Genomic DNA, 18,066 nt, shown 5'->3' with positions numbered 1-18,066 from the left:
CTGGCTGTCCCGGGGATTATTTCACCCGGCCTGGCACTCAGTGCCACAGGCTGTCGAAAACGAGGGCCGGCGGAGCTACAGTTCGAGCAGGGTCACGGCTTGCAGGGCCAGGTGCAGCTCCGCCGACTGGACGGGTTCGGAGGTGTCTCGTCCGGTGAGGTCGCGAATCTTGCGCAGGCGATACCGCACCGTGTTGCGGTGGCAGTGCAGCTGTTCGGCGGCCGCGGCGGTCGAACCGTGGCACCGGTACCAGGCGTCGAGTGCGGCGATCAGATCCCCGCGCTCGGGCGCGGGCAGTCGCAGTACCGGCCCGAGAATCTGAGCGACGGCCCGTCGGCTGGCCTCGGGCACTGTGACGAGCAGGTGAGCGACGGGCTCGCTGCCGAAGCGGACAGCGGTGTGTGAGCCCGGCCGTGCGCTGCGGGCGGCGAGGCGGGCTTCGGTCAGCGCGCCGGGGATGGCAGCCGGACTGGTGAAGACAGCGCTGAGGCCGATCCGTCCGGCGACGAGGTCGGCCAGTCCGGCGGCGGCACGGTCGACCGCGGACGGCGATACCGACGACAGCAGTCCGGTGTGGGAGTCGATCTGTGAATCCCAGACGGACTTCGCGCCGAGGTCGCGCAACGCGCTGACGAGGTTGCCGGGCAGCGCTGCGCCGGGGTCGGCGGCCTCGATCGACACGACGGCGAATATGCCGTGCTCGATCAGGCCCAGCGTCCGCAACGCGGTCAGCGTTCGTCCGGGATTGTCGGAATGATCATCGAACAGTGTTCGGATCAAACGGCTTTGGGTCTGCGCGTCGGCGTGCGCGAGCATGATCTCGGTCTCGCGATAGGCCTCGACCGCCGCATCGGAGTAGGTATCGATCAGTTCCCACAGCTCGGTGGCGAGATCGTGTAGTTGCGGGTCGCCCGGCCCGCCGGACCGAGCGGTGAGCTCCTCCCAGATCAATCTGCCGCCGAGCCGGTAGGCGTGCAGCAGTGCTGCGATCGGGACACCCCGCTCAGCCTTGAGTCGTCCGACCTCGCGCGCCGATTGCAGCCGCGGGGGATGGGCGCCCGCGAGTGCGCCGATGATCGCGGTGAGGTTGTCCAGGCAAGCCTGGCGAAGTTCCTCGGCGGTCAGCAGGCCGGGATCCGCGTAGGACCGGTCTGCGCCGGCGATGCGGTCGACCAGTTCGCCTGCCATCGCCTCGACCGTGTCGAGCAGGCCCGCAGCCAGTCGGGGCGGCGCGGCGGAAACGGTGGGAGGTGGGACACTCACCATTTCAGACTAGGGCGCAAGCGGTGATCTACGCCACCTCCGGGTTGTGCGCGAGCACATCCGCACATCGCGGGCGCCGGAAGTCACCCCGTGTCACCGTCGACCGTCGATCGAAACCCCCGCATTTGGTGTGGGCTGCGCCACCCCGCGATTGTGCTCGAGCACAGTAGTGACGGGGGTCAATCCGCAACGTGCGCACATGGCGTCCGCCTCGTCCGCGGCGACAGAATCAATCCATTCCGTCCGCTGCATTCTGTGGACCGTCCCAATAGTCGTGGAGGATCGAAAGTGGCCACAAAGAAGGCAGCGCCCGCGCAGGCCGCGGTCGATGTCGCGTTGTCCGAGCTTGTCGACGGCGAGAAGAAGTGGGCGGCCACCTCGCTGCGTGGCCGACGTGAGGTGCTCGACCGGGTTCGCGAGCTGACCGGGCGGCATGCTCAGGAGTGGGTGGATGCGGCTGTCGGCCTCAAGGGTCTCGCGGCTTCCTCGTCGTTGGTCGGTGAGGAGTGGATCTCGGGACCGTATGTGCTGGCCGCCGGGCTGGGGGCGCTGTCGAAGACGCTCGATGCCCTCGCGGAGAACAAGAGCCCTCTCGACAAGGCCAGGTTCGGTACCAGGGGAAACCGGGTCACCGTCGACGTGCTGCCCGCAGGGCCGTTCGACGCGCTGCTGCTCAACGGGTTCAGCGCTCAGGTGTGGTTGCAGCGAGGTGTCAGCAGCGCCGCCGCGAAGGCGAATGCCGGTCTCGCCCAGCTCGACCCGAGCCGGACGCACGGGATCGGCGCGGTGCTCGGCGCAGGCAACATCACCTCGATCGCGCCGCTGGACGCGCTGTACGAGCTGATCGCTCACAACCGGGTCGTCGCGCTCAAACTCAATCCGATCACCGACCCCTTGCTGCCGGTGTTGAGCAAGATCCTCGCCCCGCTGATCGAGCTCGGCGCGGTGCGGCTGCTGACCGGCGGGGCCGAGGTCGGCGGCTACCTGATCGCGCACGACCTCGTCGACCACGTGCACATGACCGGCAGCGCCAGAACCCACGACGCGATTGTCTGGGGCACCGACGCCGAGGCGGCGGAGCGGAAGCCGGCGGGCACGCCGAAGCTGACCAAGCCGGTCACCAGCGAACTCGGCGGCGTGTCACCGACCATCGTGCTACCCGGCGACTGGACCGCGGCCGACATCGCTTTCCAGGCCGAGCATGTCGCGACCCAGCGTTTGCACAACGGCGGCTACAACTGCGTCGCCGCGCAAGCCCTGATCATCTCCGCCGATTGGGCACACAAGGAACGATTCCTCGCCGCGTTGCGCGCCGCGATCGCGAACGCGCCCGCTCGCCGCGCCTACTACCCGGGCAGCGACGATCGGATCGCGCAGGCGCGCAAGGCTTATCCACACGCCGAGCGCCTCGGACCGAACGGCGATCGTCTGCTGGTCACCGGGCTCGAACCGTCCCCGGCCGAGCCGCTGCTGGCCGATGAGTACTTCGCACCGGTGCTCGGCGTGGTCGAGTTGCCTGGCACCGGAGCGGACTTCGCCCGCGCGGCGGCCCGGACGGCGAACGACGCCTTCGTCGGGACGCTCGGTGTCAATATCATCGCCCGGCCGGACACGATCTCCGAGCTCGGTGCGGCGTTCGACGATCTGATCGAAGAGCTGCGCTACGGCACGGTGGCCGTCAACGCGTGGACCGGCGTCGGCTACCTGACGCCGACCGCTTCCTGGGGAGCGTTCCCGGGCCACACTCTCGCGGACGTGCAAAGCGGCATCGGCGTGGTGCACAACGCGTGGCTGATCGACCGGGTAGAGCGCACTGTCGTGCGCGGGCCGTTCCGTCCGGCGCCACGCTCGCTGCTGCATGGCGAGCCGGCGATCTCTCCGAAGCCACCGTGGTTCGTCGGCAACAAGACCGCGGCGAGCACCGGCAGGTTGCTGGCCGGGTTCGCCGCCGATCCCGGTTGGACGCGGCTGCCCGCCATCTTCGCTTCGGCCCTGCGCGGCTGAGCTCCGACACCATGGAGAACGACATGACCAACACCAATGCCGATTACGTCGTCGTGGGCACCGGTTCCTCGGGCGCGGTGGTCGCCGCACGGCTCAGCGAGCGCTCGTCCGACAGTGTCATAGCTCTGGAAGCAGGCCCCGAGGACAAGGACCAGGCCGTCCACATTCCGGCGGCGTTCTCCAAGCTCTTCCAGACCGACCTGGACTGGAATTATCTCACCACCCCACAGCCCGAACTCGGTGACCGCCAGATCTTCTGGCCACGCGGCAAGATGCTCGGTGGTTCGTCGTCGATGAACGCGATGATGTGGGTCCGTGGCTACGCCGCCGACTACGACCAGTGGGCAAGCGCCGCAGGCGAGGGCTGGTCGTTCGCGAATGTGGTCGAGTACTTCCGGCGCATCGAGGCGGTCGAGGACGCACGCGAACCCGACGAGGGCCGCTCCGGACCGTTGCGGATCTCGCACCAGCGCAGCGCCCGCCGCTGGACGAGTGACTTCCTCGTCGCGGCCGAGCACGCCGGTTTCACACGCGAGCGGGCCAATCTTCCACAGCCCGAAGGGTTCACCCAGACCATGGTGTGCCAGCAGCGCGGTGCGCGCTGGAGCACCGCGGACGCCTACCTGAAGCCGGCGCGAAAACGGCCGAACCTGACCGTGCTCACCGGCGCGCACGCGACAAGAGTCCTGTTCGAGGGCACCCGTGCCGTCGGCGTCGAATACCGCAAGGACGGCGCGATCCGCACCGTGCGCGCCCGCAAAGAGGTCGTGTTGTGCGGTGGTGCGATCAACAGCCCGCAGCTGCTGCAACTGTCCGGTGTCGGCGACCAGGAGCAGCTTCGCGGCCAGGGCATACCGGTGGTGCGGCACCTGCCCGAGGTCGGCCGGAATCTCACCGATCACCTGATCGCGTTGCTCGGCTTCGCCGTCGAATCCGACACGCTGTTCGACGCCGAGAAGCCGTGGGAGATCGTCAACTACCTCGCGCGGCGGCACGGCATGCTCACCTCCAATGTGGGCGAGGCGTACGGCTTCGTGCGCAGCAGGCCCGAACTCGAGTTGCCCGATCTCGAGATCATCTTCGGGCCCGCTCCGTTCTACGACGAAGGGATCGGCGTGGCGCCCGGCCACGGCATCGCGCTGGGACCGATTCTGGTCCAGCCGCGCAGCCGCGGCACGGTGACGCTCGCGTCCGCCGATCCGACGGCCAAGGCGGTGGTCGACCCCGAATACCTGTCCGACAGCGACGGCGTCGACCGCGCCGCGATGCTCGAAGGGCTGCGCATCGCCCATCGCATCGTGAACTCCGAGCCGCTCGGCTCCCGGATCGGGCGGTTCCTGCAGCCGAAACGGGAACAGCCGACGGTCGAGGAAACCCTCGAGGATGCCCTCACCTGGCACTCCCACACCCTCTACCACCCGACCAGTACCTGCCGGATGGGCAGCGACCCCGCCAGCGTCGTCACCCCGGAGCTGAAAGTCCGCGGCGTCGAGGGGCTGCGGGTGGCCGACGCCTCGGTGATGCCGACCATCATCCGTGGCCACACCCACGCCCCCTCGGTGGTCATCGGCGAAAAGGCAGCCGACCTCATCGGCGCAGCCAACAGGTGAATTCACTTCAGGTGGACTGGCACTCGGTGCCACAGGCTGCCGAGAGCGCCGGCCGGGGGTGAGAACGCCGACTGGGCCGCCACCGGCTCGATAGGAAGTGGTGGCGGTCCAGCGGGTTTCGGTCATCGCACCGGCGTCAGCTCCGGCTCGTCCGGTTGCCGTCGGTCGCGCCCGAGGACCGAGTGCCTGCGACCGTAGGCGAAGTAGACGATGACACCGAGGGCCATCCAGATCACGAACCGCAGCCAGGTCTCGATCGAGAGGTTGACCATCAGCCACAGGCACGCCAGCGCGCCGAGGATGGGGACCACCGGGACGAAGGGGACGCGGAAGCCGCGCGGCAGATCGGGGCGGGTCCGGCGCAGCACCAGCACGCCGACCGACACCAGGACGAAGGCGACCAGGGTGCCGATATTCACCATTTCCTCGAGCGTGCCGAAGTCGACGAAACCGGCCAGCAGCGCGCAGACCACGCCGACGAGCACGGTCAACCGGACAGGCGTGCCCTTCTTACCGGTCTGGGCGAGGCTGCGCGGCAGCAGACCGTCCCGGGCCATGGCGAACAGCACCCGGGTCTGGCCGAGGAACATCACCATGACGACCGTCGACAGACCGGCCAGGGCGCCGATGGCGATGATGTTCTTCACCCAGGTCGCGCCGTGGATGGCGAAGGCCGTGGCGAGGGTGGCGTTGCCGTCGGCGAGTTCGGTGTAGGACACCATGCCGGTGAGGATCAGCGAGACCGCGATGTAGAGCACCGTCACGATGGCGAGCGAACCCAGGATGCCGCGCGGGATGTCGCGCTGCGGATTGCGCGTCTCCTCGGCGGTGGTGGCGACCACGTCGAAGCCGATGAAGGCGAAGAACACCAGGCTGGCCGCGGCGAGCAGGCCGTACCAGCCGTAGCTGGTGCCACCGGATCCGGTGAGGAAGGCGAACAGCGACTGCCGCAGCCCTTCGGCCTTCTCCGACGGCGCCGAGGGCGGAATGTAGGGCGTCAGGTTCGACGGCTCGAAGTAGGTCGCGCCGACCACCAGCACCAGCGCGATCACGCCCAGCTTGATCGCGACGGCGATGGCCGAGACCCGCGACGACAGCTTGGTCCCGGTCGCCAGCAGCACGCCGACCACCGCGATGATCACGACCGCGCCCCAGTCGAAGGTCACCGAGCCGAAGTGGACCACCGGCGCCGACGACCCGAGCACATTGCCCAGATACTGCGACCACCCCTTGGCGACCACGGACACCGCGAGCGCGAATTCCAGGATCAGATCCCAGCCGATGATCCAGGCGATGACCTCACCGAAAGTGGCATAGGCGAAGGTGTACGCGCTGCCCGCCACCGGAACGGTGGAGGCGAACTCCGCGTAGCACAGGGCCGTCAGCCCGCACGCGATCGCCGCGAAGACGAAGGCGAGCGAGACCGCGGGCCCCGCCACCGTGCCCGCGGTGCGTGCGGTGAGGGTGAAGATGCCCGCGCCGATCACCACCGCGACACCGAAGATCGTGAGGTCTTTCGCCGTCAGATCCTTGCGTAGCTTGGAATCCGGGTCGTCGGTATCCCGGATCGACTGTTCGACTGATTTGGTGCGGAACAAGCCGCTCGCGATCGCCACTGTGGTCTCCTCTTCGAAACTCGGGCGCGCTCAGAGCGACCGGGGGATGGCGTCGAGACGGCGCTCGGCGAACCGGTTGGCGGCAGCGCCGGTGCCGATGCCCGCGGCCCTGGCAGCGGCGATGATCTCGCGGCAGCGCGGGTAGATGTCGGCGACCTCGGCTTCCACCTCGGCCGGGGCGGCGGCGCGCAGCTCGCCCGCCACCTGGATGAGTCCGCCGCCGTTGGCGACGAAATCGGGCACCCAGGTGATGCCCCGGTCGTTCAGCGCCTCTTCGACATCGGGAGTCGCGAGCTGGTTGTTGGCCGCGCCGCAGATGAGCTTGGCCTCGATCGTCGCGGCGCTCGACGCGGTGAGCGTGGCGCCCATCGCGCACGGGGCGTACACGTCGACCGGCGCGGTGGCCACCGTGGACAGCAGCCGCACCGCGGGCTGTTCGGCGGCGATGCGCCGCAGCGCCGCCTCGTTCACATCCGTGACGCAGACCTCGGCGCCGTCGGCCAGCAGCAGGGCGGTGAGCTCGCGGCCGACCTTGCCGACACCCTCGACGCCGACCGTGCGGCCGGCCAGTGTCGGCGCGCCCCAGACGGATTCGGCTCCGGCCCGCATCGCGTGGAACACGCCGAGCGCGGTCAGCCGGGCGCTGTCACCGCTGCCGCCGGCGGCGACGCTGCGGCCGGTGACGTAGCGGGTGTGCCTGCCGATCACATCCAGATCGTCGGTGTTGGTGCCCACATCGCCCGCGGTGATGTAGCGGCCGCCGAGCGTGTCGACGAAGCGCGCGTAGGCGGCGAGCAGTTCCTCGCTCTTCATGGTCGCCGGATCGCCGATGATCACGGCTTTGCCGCCACCGAGGTCGACGCCCGCAGCCGCCGCCTTGTAGGTCATGCCCCACGACAGCCGCAGCACATCCTGCAACGCCGCGGATTCGTCGGCGTACGGGTAGAAGCGAGTCCCGCCCAGGGCAGGGCCGAGCGCCGTCGAGTGGATCGCGATGATCGCCTTCAGCCCGGACTTGTCGTCCTCGCAGAACACCACCTGCTCATGGGCGCGGGTGCTCAACGCGTGCGATCGGCCGAAGACTCCCGCCTCGGTGTGCACAACGGTCACTGTCGATTCCTTTCCTGGTGCCGCCCACCACGGGTCGTGCCCTGGGTGCGGCGGTGTGTGGTGCCGCGGGTCCGCGGCGGTTTTGCAGAGCCGCAGGTACGCGGCGGTGTTGTCGTGCCGCGGGGTGCGGCGGTGTTGTGGTGCCGCGGGTTCGCGGATGCTGTGGCGCCGCGGGGTGCGGCGTGCGTCCCGGTCAGTACTCGATGCCGAGCTCGCGCAATCCGGCGCGGTACACCTCGACATTGCCGAGCTTGACGTTCTCGTAGCCGCGCACGACATCGGGAAGAGCGGCGGCCGCGGTGGCCGTGTCGTAGTTCTCCGGGTCCAGGTCGCTCGCCAGGCGCGCCACCATGGAGGTGTAGTGGGCCAGCAGTTCTCGCTCGACCTTGCGCACGTGGGCGTAGCCGAAGGGATCGAGCCGGGTGCCGCGCAGGAACTTGCCCTTCGCGAGAACCTTCAGTGCCACATGCGATGTCGGTGCGAGCCCGATCTTCTTGCGACGGCCCATCGCGCGCAGGGCCGGGGGATGCAGCTTGTAGGTGAGCTTCTCACCGCCCGGCACCTGGGCCTGCACCTCGGCGAGGAAGGCGGGATCGACCAGCAGCCGCGCCACTTCGTACTCGTCCTTGTAGGCGGTGAACTTGTACAGCCCCCGCGCCACCGCCGCGCTGAAGTCGGTCCGCTCGCCGACGGCTCGCTCCGCCGACCAGGCGAGTTCGACGGCCTCGACATACCGCCGCGCCACCTTGGCGTTCTGGTAGCCGACCAGCTCGGCCGCCCGCAGTTCCACCAGCCGCCGCACCTCACCCGCAAAGCTGGTGTGCGCCAGCACTTCCGCGGGCACCACTGGCGGAGTCCGCCGCGGCTGCCCCTCATCGACAGCCGCGGCGAACGCCGCCGGATCCGCGACGGCGACACGTCCCCAGCGGAAGGCCGCGATCGTCGCGTCCACCGCGACGCCGTTGATGCCGATGGCCTCCTCGATCGCCGCTACGGGCAGTCGCAGCCCACCGGACTGGACGGCGGCGCCGACGATCAGGAAGTTGGCCGCCGCGGTGTTGCCGAACAAGGTCTGCGCCGCCGCGAGTGCGTCGAAGTGGCTGATCGAATTCGTCACCGTCGCAAGCCGATCCAGCAGCGCATCGGTGGCGGGATGGGTCACCGACTTGTCGTAGACCATGTCGCCGGTCGGGGTCTGGCTCGTCGAGGCCACCGCCACGGTGCTCGCCGCGTCGCCGTACTGGAGATAGCGGGGATCGGTCGCGGTGAGCAGATCGACGGCGAGCAGGCAGTCCGCGCTGCCCGGGGTGAGCCGGTTCGACGGCTCCAATTCCCCTGTGGAGAACCGCAGGTGGGATACCACCGGCCCGGCCTTCTGGCTCAGGCCGATCTGATCCAGGCTCTCGACCTCGTATCCGGCCCGCAGGGCAGCCGTGGCAAGGACCTGATTCACCGTCACGATGCCGGTGCCGCCGATGCCCGCCATCAGCACGTTCTGCGTCCGCTGCGGTGCGCCGGCATCGGGGTCGGCGACCACGGGCGGCGCGACGGCCTTGCGGCGCCCGGCCTTGGACTTGTCCTTGTCCGGGACCACGTCCACCGTGACGAACGACGGGCAGTCGCCGTCCAGGCAGCTGTAGTCGGTATTGCACGAGGTCTGATCGATGCGGGTCTTGCGCCCGAATTCGGTGTCGACCGGCTGCACGGACAGGCAGTTCGACTTGGTGCCGCAGTCGCCGCAGCCTTCGCAGACGGCCTCGTTGATCACCACCCGGGTGGTGCGGACCGGCAGCGCGCCGCGCTTGCGCTGCCTGCGCGCATCGGCGGCACAGTGCTGGTCGTAGATCAGCACGGTGACGCCCTCGACCTCGCGCAGCAGCCGCTGCGCCTCGTCGAGCCGGTCGCGATGCCACAGCAGCGTGCCCTTGGCCAGCGCCCGCCTCGTGTGGCGCCGGGGTTCGTCGGCGCAGATGATGATCTTGCGGACGCCCTCGACAGCAAGCTTGTGGGTCAGCTGCGCGACGGTGAGCCCGCCCTCCACGTCCTGGGCGCCGGTCATCGCGACGACCTCGTTCCACAGCAGCTTGTAGGTGATGTTCACCCCGGCCGCGACGCAGGCCTGCACGGCCAGCTGGCCGGAATGGAAGAACGTGCCGTCGCCGATGTTCTGGAACAGGTGCGGCACGTCGGTGAACGGCGCCTGCCCGATCCACTGGCTGCCCTCGCCGCCCATCTGGGTCAGCCCGGTGACCGCGCTGTCGGTGCGGCCCGACATCGTCACCAGCGTGTGGCACCCGATACCGCCGCCGCCGATCGAGCCGTCGGGCAACGCGGTGGAGCGGTTGTGCGGGCAGCCGCTGCAGAAGTACGGCGTCCGCTTGGTGGACAGCACCTCGAGCGGAAGCGGCGGCGGTGCGGCCCTGGTCAGCTCGACCCGCTCGCGCAGCACCCGGCGCAGCGGCGCCAGCAGCCGCCCGGCGGTGAGCTCGCCGTCGACCGGCATCAGCCGGCCGCCGCGCGCGTCGTGCTTGCCGAGGACGCGTGGCGCGGCGGCGGTGCCGTAGAGGATCTCGCGGATCTGGGTCTCGATGAACGCGGTCTTGTCCTCCACCACGATCAGCTCGTCGAGACCGCGGGCGAACTCGGTGACAGCGGCCGCGCCGACGGGATAGGGCATGCCGATGCGCAGCAGCCGGATTCCGGCCGCGTGCATGGCCGCCTCGTCGACGCCCAGGTCGAGCAGTGCCTGGCGGACCGCGTCGAAGGTGGTCCCGGTGGCCGCGATGCCCACCTTCGCCTCGGCCGGATCCACCTCGATGGTGTCGAGGGCGTTGGCCGCCGAGAAAGCCTGCACAGTCGCCCAGCGCGGCCCGTAGAGGTCGGCCTCGGCGAGCACGCTGTCGGTCGGCGCCGCCATCGGCCGCTGCCGGTAGGTGAAAAGCTTTCCCTCCCACTGCACCTCGGGCACCGTGACTGCGGTATCGGCCACGTCCGCATCGACCGTCCATGCCCCGTCGGCGACATCGGCGACGATCTTCAGCGCCACCACGCACCCCGAAGCCCGCGACATCGCGATGCCCTGCATCCCGAGGGTGATGATCTCCTCGGCGTTGCGCGGGAACAGCACCGGAACGCCCATGGCGGCCAGCGAACGCTCGCTGACGGCGGGCACCGTCGACGACTTCGACGCCGGATCGTCGCCGACCAGCAGCAGGACGCCGCCGCGCGGGTTCACGCCGTACATGTTGGCGTGGCGGATGGCGTCGGTCGCGCGGTCGACACCGGGGCCCTTGCCGTACCAGACGCCGACCACACCGTCGTGGGTCGCCCGTCCGGCGGGCAGCTCGGCCTGGCTGCCCCAGACCGAGGTGGCGGCCAGCTCCTCGTTGAGTCCGGGGACGAAGGTGATGTCGTGTTCGGCGAGCACGTCCGGCATACCGAGCAGCATCTTGTCCACCCCGCCCAGCGGGCTGCCCTGATAGCCGGAGACGAATGTCGCGACCCGCCGCCCGGCGCGGATATCGCGCACATGCTGTTCCACCAGCAGCCTCGCGATGGCCTGGACGCCGGTGAGCAGGACCGGACCGGCCCCGGAGCGATAGCGATCGGCGAGGTCGTAGGGCGCGGCAGGCTCGGCCTGCGGCCGGGCGGTCGGACAGACGACGGTGGTCATGGACGCCTCACCACACTTTCCGCAGCCCAGATCGTGAGCTGCGCAACGAAGGAACTTGCTATCGGTGCAGCGAAATGTGCCGTGGAGGGGAATCGGTGTCAACAGTCAGTCGAAAAGTTGATCACTCTGCTCAAAAGTGATCTGCGCCACTGGGATGGATGTGTCAATCTGCTCGAGTTGGGGAGACCTGCATCACATCACGGCCGGTCCGCCCGCTTCGTCAGATGGTCGACCAGCGGCATGCTCCGGTACTCGATCGGGGTGGCCAGCGCGAGCATGGTCTCGGTGTGGTTCACGCCGTCGATGGCGTGCACCCGCTGGATGATTTCCAGGAGATCCTGCTGCGATTGCGCGGCGATGCGGACCAGCAGGTCGGCGCGACCGGTGGTGGCGTGCACCTCGAGGACGTGCGGGAAGCCGCGCAGCGTCTCGATGATCGGATCCATCTTGTTCTGATCGAGTTCGATGCCGAGGAACGCGTGCACGGGGAAGCCGATCGCCTGCACATCGATATCGGGCGGATAGCCGCGCACCGCGCCCGAGGATTCCAGCCGCTTCATCCGCGCCTGCACCGTGTTGCGGGCGATGCCGAGTCGCTGTGCCAGCTCGAGAATCGGCGCCCGCGGGTCGCGCGCCAGTTCGGCCAGCAACGCGGCGTCGAGAGCATCGAACTTGATGGTCATGCCGCATTGTGGCACGGCGGAAACCGGACCTGCTCGGAGGAAGCGCTTCGGGAACCGATAAGGTGATACAGGGAGTTACAGTTAGTTTTCTCCCGTCGTCGCGATCTATCCGGAGAATTACATGGGCCCCTTGTCGGTTGCGCTGCGCAACGCGGTCGCACTCTTCAGCGACGGCGTCGAGCCGTACACACCGACGCCGTCGGACATCGTCTACGACGAACCGCACCGCCGGCTCCTGCGCTACCGGCGCGCCACCCCCGCCACCGGCAATCCCGTGCTCCTGGTCCCGCCGCTGGCAGTGACCATTTCCTGCTACGACATGCGGCCGAGCCAGAGCCTGGTGCGATTCCTGCTCGACCTGGGTCGCGAGGTCTCTGTGCTCGACTACGGCGAGATCACCTACGCGGACCGCGATCTCGGCTTCGAGGAATGGGTCGACGACATCGTGCCGACGGCGATCGCCACGGTCAGCACGGAGGCCGAGGGCGCCACTGTCGACCTGATCGGATGGTCGTTCGGCGGCACCATGAGCGTGCTCACCGCCGCCGCCCACCCGGACCTGCCGATCGGCTCGGTCACCGCGGTCGGTACCCCGTTCGATCAGCGGCGCAACGGCCAGATCTCGCTGGCCCGCAGGTTCGGGCAGCTCACCGGCGGCCGCGAAGTCACCCTGCCGATCCGGGTCGCCGGTGGCGTTCCGAAGTACGGGGTGCGGGCCGGATTCCGCATCCAGGCGATCGACCGTGAGCTCACCAAGCCCTGGTACATCGCCCGCAATATCGCCGACACCGAGGCACTGGCCCGCATGCAATCGGTGGATAGATTCATGGACACCATGCCCGGCTACCCGGGCCGGTTCTACCGCCAGGCCTACCGGCAACTGATCATCCGCAACGAAATGCTCAAGGGCACAGTGCATTTGCGACCCGATCGCGCGATCGACCTCACCGAACTCACGGCGCCGACCCAGCTGATCGGCGGCACCAAGGACGCGCTGGCCTCCTCGGCGTCCGTCGAAGCGGGCGTCCGGGTGCTCACCGGCGCGTCCGAGGTCCGCTTCACCGAGGTTCCGGGCAGTCATCTCGGCATCATCGCGGGGCCCGCCGCCCGCGAAACCACCTGGGCGACCATCGCGGACTTCCTCGGCAGCGTGCGGTCATCGAGCCGGACACCTTCACCGACCCACTGACCGGGCGTCGGCATACGCCGCAACCCGGTCCTCCTTGCGGCCCAGCAGGACCCCGGCCGAAGCACTCGGTCGGGGTCTGCCGCCGACGGCGTCGCTACTAGCGGATCTCTCGGGTGAGCCGGGACGACCACGGACACCAGAAGCAACCCGGCAGGAAAGCGCCGCAAGCCTCGTCCAGGTTTTCCTCGAGGTAGTTGATAGCCGAGTCACAGACCTCGATCGCCACGGTGAAGAAGGTGATCGTGTCCGGGTCGAGATGGAAGCTCCAGCCCGGGTTGTACTCGGCCGGCTGTTTCCTGATGCGTCCCATGACATGGACCGACATCGTCTCCTCGCCGGACAGAATCCGACGCGCTTCCTGGATGCGCTGCTCGTTATGGAGCCGGATGATGAATTCCTTGCCGGAGTAATCGGTGAATGCGAAGTCCGCCATGACATCTCCCTGCCAAAAGTAGTGGATGGGGTTTGCGTGCGGTTCTGCATCAATGCACTCAGTATCGTATCGGCGTGCGCGCGCTGTTGTAAACGAAATTCTTTGTGCGCCAGGTGAAATTCGACTGACCGCCGGTTTACGACGTCGGTATCTGGCGGAGGGTCAGTTCTGGCGCTGGATAGCTGCGTGGTCGCCGTTGCTTCGAGAGAAAAGCTGGGTTCGGATCGACTTACCGGCGAAAGTCAACTCACGAATCGCGATAGCGCCCCGGGCAACGGGCGCGGCGACTCGGCCCTCGGTGTCGATCAGCACAGCCGACGGTGTGCCACGGACGCGGTAGCGCAGCGCCGCCTCGTTGCCCTGCTGCACCAGCGACGGGATCTCGCCCAGACCCTGTTCGATACCCCACAGGGCCTGCTCATCGGCGTCGCCGTTCCCGACGACGACCATCGTCATGGCCGTGCGCGCCCGCCACCGCGGCAGCTCGCGGGCCAGCGCGGCGCACAACTCACAGCCCGGATGCACGAACACCAGCAGCACCGCCCGGCCACTCGAGAGCAGGTCCGCGAGGTTCGTGCGGGCGCCCGCGACGTCGAGCAATTCGAACTCCGGCGCGACCGAGCCGACCGGCAAGCCCTCGGCGCCCAGCGTCGAGAGCGCCTGCTCGTCCAGCCGGCGCCGCAGCGCGCCGACCTGGCCGACCAGCCACGCCAGGACCCCGCACAGCAGCGCAACGAGCGCGAGTCCGGTCGCGGCATCGGCAGCCAGGCCCGCGGGCACCGAGGGATGGGCTAGCGCGCCCCACAGGACCACCGCCGCGAGCACCATCAGCACGCCGTTGCGCACGATGCTGCGCGCGCCGATCGGCCTCGTACTCGCCGCGCCGAAGCATGAGCAGGAGGGGCGCTTGCCGCGCCGCAACAAGCCGGCCATGACCACCGTGAAGACCGTCAGCAGCAGCAGCGCGCCGACTGCCGCCGCGGCGGCAGTCCACGGCACGACGACGCCGACCGCCAACACCGCCTCGGCGACCGGCAGCCCCCACGCCACGACGGGCACCCACCGCACCGGCACCTCGAACTCGCCCACCGCCTGCCGCGTACCCGCGCGATCGGCCAGTTTTCCCCAGGCCGACAACCCGAACACCACGGCGAGCGCCAACCGCGTAACCCACACCCCGTATTCGATCAGCATGGGCCGCACCCTCCCATATCAGCGGCTCTTCGAATTCGGACTCGCCGGAAGAGTATTCGAGGTGTTGCGAAGATCTGCTCTTTTCCGGGAGATGACAGCCACCCCCGGCCCACAGGGCAGTTTCTGGGTTGCTACCCCTCTTCGGCGATATGTCGCACCGTTGTGTCGGGACCGGGCGAAATCAACGTTTCGTGCCCATCCTCGTACCGCACCCGGAACGGGGGAGTGCCGTCAGGCCCCAGCACCTCGATGATCTCGGCCTGCTGGTCGTGCTGGCCTACTGTCCTGCCGTGCATAACGAGTCGATCGCCTACGGTTGCTCGCATGTCGCAAGTCTAGAAGACATTGACGTCTGCGTGGATCAGATCAATTGGCGATGGCTCAGATTTACCGACACCGGACAATTCCGGCGGGGAGAGTCTGTGACGGTGAATTGCGACGTCACCCGGTGCGGTGTACTCGAGACCGGAACGGCGGGGCTGGTGAGGCAGGCCGGCGATCTGCGCCTGGCGTGCGGTGGCGGCTCCGGGCGGACTGAGGTCCGGTGCCCTGCTCCGGATCGTGGTGGAGCTCGCTGCGGTGTGGATCCGGGAATACCCGATGGCGGTGCGCGGGTTGAGGATCGTGGGTAAATCGTAGAAATATCCTAGAAAGCAGGGGTGGACCCCGAAGATGCCCTGGTCAGCGGTGGTATAGGCTTTGTCGGTCATGAAGTCGGCTTATACGGGTCCGGTCAACGGTGCGCCCAAGACGGTCTACCTCGACCACGCGGCGACCACTCCGATGTTGCCCGCCGCCGTCGAGGCGATGACGGCTGCGCTGAGCACGGTGGGTAACGCCTCGTCGTTGCACGGATCCGGGCGGGCCGCACGCCGGTCGCTGGAGGAGGCGCGCGAGTCGATCGCGGCCGACCTGGGGGCGCGGCCGTCCGAGGTGATCTTCACCTCCGGTGGCACCGAGAGCGACAATCTGGCCGTCAAGGGCATCTTCTGGGGGCGCAGGGCGGGCGATCCGCGGCGCACCAGGATCGTCACCAGCGCGGTCGAGCATCACGCGGTGCTCGACGCGGTCGAGTGGCTGGAGAAGCACGAGGGCGCGCGGGTCACCTGGCTGCCCGTCGACGCCGAGGGTGTCGTCTCGCCGCACGCGCTGCGCGAGGTGCTGGCCGAGCAGGCCGACGAGGTCGCGCTGGTCAGTGTCATGTGGGCCAACAACGAGGTCGGCACCGTCCAGCCGATCGCCGAATTGGCCGCTGTCGCCCAGGAATTCGACGTCCCGATGCACAGCGACGCGATCCAGGCGGTGACCCAGCTCCCCATCGATTTCGGCGCGAGCGGGCTGGCCGCGCTCAGCGTCGCCGGGCACAAGGCGGGCGGTCCGCACGGTATCGGGGTGCTGCTGCTCGGCAGGCAGGTGCCGTGTGTGCCGCTGGTGCACGGCGGTGGACACGAACGCGACCTGCGCTCGGGCACCTCCGATGTGGCCGCGGCCGCCGGCATGGCCGCCGCGCTGCGCGAAGCCGTCGGTGACCTGCCCGCGCGCGCCGAGCAGCTGCGCGTACTGCGTGAGCAGCTGATCGACGGTGTGCGGGCCGCGGTGCCCGACGCGGTGCTCAACGGGCCCGTCGACGCGCGTCGCCTCCCCGGCAACGCCCACTTCACCTTCCCCGGCTGCGAGGGCGACTCGCTGCTCATGCTGCTCGACGCCGCCGGTGTCGAATGCTCCACCGGGTCGGCCTGCAACGCGGGCGTGGCCTCCCCGAGTCATGTGCTGATCGCGATGGGCGTCGAGCCGTGGCAGGCCCGCAGTTCGCTGCGGTTCTCGCTGGGTCACACCTCGACCGGGGCCGATATCGAGACATTGTTGACCGTTCTTCCGCAGGTCATCGAACGGGCCAGAGCCGCGGGCATGGCCGGCGCTAGAGGAGGTGCCTGATGCGAGTACTCGCCGCGATGAGTGGTGGCGTCGATTCGGCGGTGGCCGCGGCGCGGGCCGTCGACGCCGGCCACGAGGTGGTCGGGGTGCACCTGGCGCTGTCGGCGACGCCGGGCACGCTGCGCACCGGTTCGCGCGGTTGCTGCTCCAAGGAAGACGCCGGTGACGCGCGCCGCGCCGCCGACGTGCTCGGTATCCCGTTCTACGTCTGGGATTTCGCCGACCGCTTCAAGGAAGACGTGATCGACGATTTCGTCGCCGCCTACGCCGCGGGCGAGACGCCCAACCCGTGCCTGCGCTGCAACGAGAAGATCAAGTTCTCCGCCCTCGCCGACCGCGCGCAGGCCCTCGGTTTCGACGCCGTGGTCACCGGCCACTACGCCCGGCTCTCCGACGGCGTGCTGCGCCGCGCGGTCGACGCGGACAAGGACCAGTCCTACGTGCTCGCGGTGCTCACCGCCGAGCAGCTCGCGCGCGCGATGTTCCCGGTCGGTGACACCCCGAAGCCGCGGATCCGCGAGGAAGCGGCCGAACGCGGCCTTGCCGTGGCGAACAAGCCCGACAGCCACGACATCTGCTTCATCCCCTCCGGCGACACCCGCGCCTTCCTCGGCGCCAAGATCGGCATCCGCCCCGGCGCGCTGGTCGACTCCGACGGCACCGTCCTCGGTGAGCACGAGGGTGTGCACGGATTCACCGTCGGCCAGCGTAAGGGCCTCGGCCTGACCCACACGGCCGCCGACGGCAAGCCGCGCTACGTCACCGGCATCGATCCCGATTCCGGGACGGTCAGCGTCGGCTCGGTCGAGGACCTCCAGGTCGACGTCGTCACGGCCGATCGCGCCATCTGGACCTCCGGCGTGCGCCCGGGCGAGCCGGTCGAGTGCGTCGTGCAGGTGCGTGCGCACGGCGGCACCGCGCCCGCCGTCGTCGAGCCCGCGGGTGACGGTTTCGTCGCCCGGCTGCGTGAACCGCTCACCGGTGTCGCCAAGGGTCAGGCGATCGTGCTGTACCTGCCTGATGCCGAGGGCGGGGACACGGTGGTCGGTAGTGGCACCATCAATGGCACGGATCGGGCCGAGGTTCCCGCGGACTCCGCCGACGCCTCGGCCTGATCACCTGAGCATGCCTGCGAGGTCGGCACACGTCGAAGCCTGGTAGCGGCGCTCCACCTGCGGGAAGGAAGTCTCCAGGCCGGCGCGCGCCGTCACGCGACGTAGTGCTGGTCTGCTGAGACATCGCCGGTCGTTCTGGGCCGGACGCGGAACGGGCGCGGATCCGGTGTGGGATCGGTCAGGGCGGTGCGGGCAAGATAGCGGGTGGCGGGTCCGTGCGTCGCACGATCGGCGTGGTGCG

The 18,066-nt window shown here is 69.0% G+C and carries 14 protein-coding genes; 5 read left to right on the top strand and 9 right to left on the bottom strand.

What is annotated here, in order from left to right; translation table 11 throughout:
* Positions 1 to 75 precede the first annotated feature (75 nt).
* The gene (locus ACFVAV_RS07225; protein ID WP_379031330.1) at positions 76 to 1,263 is read right to left on the bottom strand and encodes a PucR family transcriptional regulator; all 1,188 of its coding nucleotides are present in this window, start codon (positions 1,261 to 1,263) and stop codon (positions 76 to 78) included.
* A gap of 288 nt (positions 1,264 to 1,551) precedes the next feature.
* Here ACFVAV_RS07225 and ACFVAV_RS07220 point away from each other — a divergent pair, with 288 nt between their 5' ends.
* A complete protein-coding gene (locus ACFVAV_RS07220; protein ID WP_379031327.1) occupies positions 1,552 to 3,267 on the top strand; it encodes an aldehyde dehydrogenase family protein in 1,716 nt (571 codons plus the stop codon).
* A gap of 23 nt (positions 3,268 to 3,290) precedes the next feature.
* Complete coding sequence (locus tag ACFVAV_RS07215) at positions 3,291 to 4,877, top strand: GMC family oxidoreductase (protein ID WP_379031324.1); 1,587 nt, start codon at positions 3,291 to 3,293, stop codon at positions 4,875 to 4,877.
* Positions 4,878 to 4,999: 122 nt separating this feature from the next.
* Here the strand turns inward: ACFVAV_RS07215 and ACFVAV_RS07210 are convergent, their stop codons facing one another.
* The 4 genes from ACFVAV_RS07210 to ACFVAV_RS07195 all read right to left on the bottom strand — a co-directional run bounded on the left by ACFVAV_RS07210 (position 5,000) and on the right by ACFVAV_RS07195 (position 11,959).
* Positions 5,000 to 6,493: an APC family permease gene (locus ACFVAV_RS07210; protein WP_379031321.1), complete on the bottom strand. Its 1,494-nt coding sequence runs from the start codon at positions 6,491 to 6,493 to the stop codon at positions 5,000 to 5,002.
* Positions 6,494 to 6,523: 30 nt separating this feature from the next.
* On the bottom strand, positions 6,524 to 7,603 hold the full coding sequence (locus ACFVAV_RS07205) for a Glu/Leu/Phe/Val dehydrogenase dimerization domain-containing protein (protein ID WP_379031319.1): 1,080 nt from the start codon (positions 7,601 to 7,603) through the stop codon (positions 6,524 to 6,526).
* 193 nt (positions 7,604 to 7,796) lie between these two features.
* Positions 7,797 to 11,276: an indolepyruvate ferredoxin oxidoreductase family protein gene (locus ACFVAV_RS07200; RefSeq protein WP_379031315.1), complete on the bottom strand. Its 3,480-nt coding sequence runs from the start codon at positions 11,274 to 11,276 to the stop codon at positions 7,797 to 7,799.
* 197 nt (positions 11,277 to 11,473) lie between these two features.
* Positions 11,474 to 11,959: an Lrp/AsnC family transcriptional regulator gene (locus tag ACFVAV_RS07195; protein ID WP_379031312.1), complete on the bottom strand. Its 486-nt coding sequence runs from the start codon at positions 11,957 to 11,959 to the stop codon at positions 11,474 to 11,476.
* Positions 11,960 to 12,080: 121 nt separating this feature from the next.
* On the opposite strand from ACFVAV_RS07195, the gene ACFVAV_RS07190 reads away from it, so the two are divergent.
* Positions 12,081 to 13,148 (top strand): alpha/beta hydrolase, encoded by a 1,068-nt coding sequence (locus ACFVAV_RS07190; RefSeq protein WP_379031309.1) that lies wholly within the window; start codon positions 12,081 to 12,083, stop codon positions 13,146 to 13,148.
* Between the two features lie 97 nt (positions 13,149 to 13,245).
* Here ACFVAV_RS07190 and ACFVAV_RS07185 read toward each other — a convergent pair whose 3' ends face one another.
* The 4 genes from ACFVAV_RS07185 to ACFVAV_RS07170 form a co-directional block, all read right to left on the bottom strand.
* On the bottom strand, positions 13,246 to 13,581 hold the full coding sequence (locus ACFVAV_RS07185; protein ID WP_379031306.1) for a calmodulin: 336 nt from the start codon (positions 13,579 to 13,581) through the stop codon (positions 13,246 to 13,248).
* Between the two features lie 162 nt (positions 13,582 to 13,743).
* Positions 13,744 to 14,775, bottom strand: coding sequence for a MauE/DoxX family redox-associated membrane protein (locus tag ACFVAV_RS07180; protein ID WP_379031303.1), 1,032 nt, complete (start codon positions 14,773 to 14,775; stop codon positions 13,744 to 13,746).
* A 131-nt stretch (positions 14,776 to 14,906) separates the two neighbouring features.
* Positions 14,907 to 15,101, bottom strand: coding sequence for a DUF1918 domain-containing protein (locus ACFVAV_RS07175; protein ID WP_379031300.1), 195 nt, complete (start codon positions 15,099 to 15,101; stop codon positions 14,907 to 14,909).
* A 9-nt stretch (positions 15,102 to 15,110) separates the two neighbouring features.
* Positions 15,111 to 15,485, bottom strand: coding sequence for a hypothetical protein (locus ACFVAV_RS07170; protein ID WP_379031297.1), 375 nt, complete (start codon positions 15,483 to 15,485; stop codon positions 15,111 to 15,113).
* Between ACFVAV_RS07170 and ACFVAV_RS07165 the strand changes: the two genes are divergently transcribed.
* Together ACFVAV_RS07165 and mnmA are read left to right on the top strand one after the other, a co-directional pair.
* Positions 15,484 to 16,710, top strand: coding sequence for a cysteine desulfurase family protein (locus tag ACFVAV_RS07165; RefSeq protein ID WP_379031295.1), 1,227 nt, complete (start codon positions 15,484 to 15,486; stop codon positions 16,708 to 16,710). The genes ACFVAV_RS07170 and ACFVAV_RS07165 overlap by 2 nt on opposite strands.
* A complete protein-coding gene (mnmA, locus tag ACFVAV_RS07160) occupies positions 16,710 to 17,825 on the top strand; it encodes a tRNA 2-thiouridine(34) synthase MnmA (protein WP_379031292.1) in 1,116 nt (371 codons plus the stop codon). Before ACFVAV_RS07165 ends, mnmA begins: the two co-directional genes overlap by 1 nt.
* Positions 17,826 to 18,066 lie beyond the last annotated feature (241 nt).

It is taken from the genome of Nocardia sp. NPDC057663 (genome assembly GCF_042799895.1).
GTDB lineage: Bacteria > Actinomycetota > Actinomycetes > Mycobacteriales > Mycobacteriaceae > Nocardia.
Note: the sequence above shows the minus strand (reverse complement) of the source record. Positions and strands in the feature narration are given on the sequence as shown.

What these genes read in the sequence shown, in the direction of transcription:
- ACFVAV_RS07215 (WP_379031324.1), top strand. Translation starts at nt 3,291, where the DNA reads ATGACCAACACCAATGCCGATTACGTCGTCGTGGGCACCGGTTCCTCG.
- ACFVAV_RS07200 (WP_379031315.1), bottom strand. Translation starts at nt 11,276, where the DNA reads ATGACCACCGTCGTCTGTCCGACCGCCCGGCCGCAGGCCGAGCCTGCC.
- ACFVAV_RS07170 (WP_379031297.1), bottom strand. Translation starts at nt 15,485, where the DNA reads ATGACCGACAAAGCCTATACCACCGCTGACCAGGGCATCTTCGGGGTC.
- ACFVAV_RS07165 (WP_379031295.1), top strand. Translation starts at nt 15,484, where the DNA reads ATGAAGTCGGCTTATACGGGTCCGGTCAACGGTGCGCCCAAGACGGTC.
- ACFVAV_RS07190 (WP_379031309.1), top strand. Translation starts at nt 12,081, where the DNA reads ATGGGCCCCTTGTCGGTTGCGCTGCGCAACGCGGTCGCACTCTTCAGC.
- mnmA (WP_379031292.1), top strand. Translation starts at nt 16,710, where the DNA reads ATGCGAGTACTCGCCGCGATGAGTGGTGGCGTCGATTCGGCGGTGGCC.
- ACFVAV_RS07195 (WP_379031312.1), bottom strand. Translation starts at nt 11,959, where the DNA reads ATGACCATCAAGTTCGATGCTCTCGACGCCGCGTTGCTGGCCGAACTG.
- ACFVAV_RS07175 (WP_379031300.1), bottom strand. Translation starts at nt 15,101, where the DNA reads ATGCGAGCAACCGTAGGCGATCGACTCGTTATGCACGGCAGGACAGTA.
- ACFVAV_RS07180 (WP_379031303.1), bottom strand. Translation starts at nt 14,775, where the DNA reads ATGCTGATCGAATACGGGGTGTGGGTTACGCGGTTGGCGCTCGCCGTG.
- ACFVAV_RS07185 (WP_379031306.1), bottom strand. Translation starts at nt 13,581, where the DNA reads ATGGCGGACTTCGCATTCACCGATTACTCCGGCAAGGAATTCATCATC.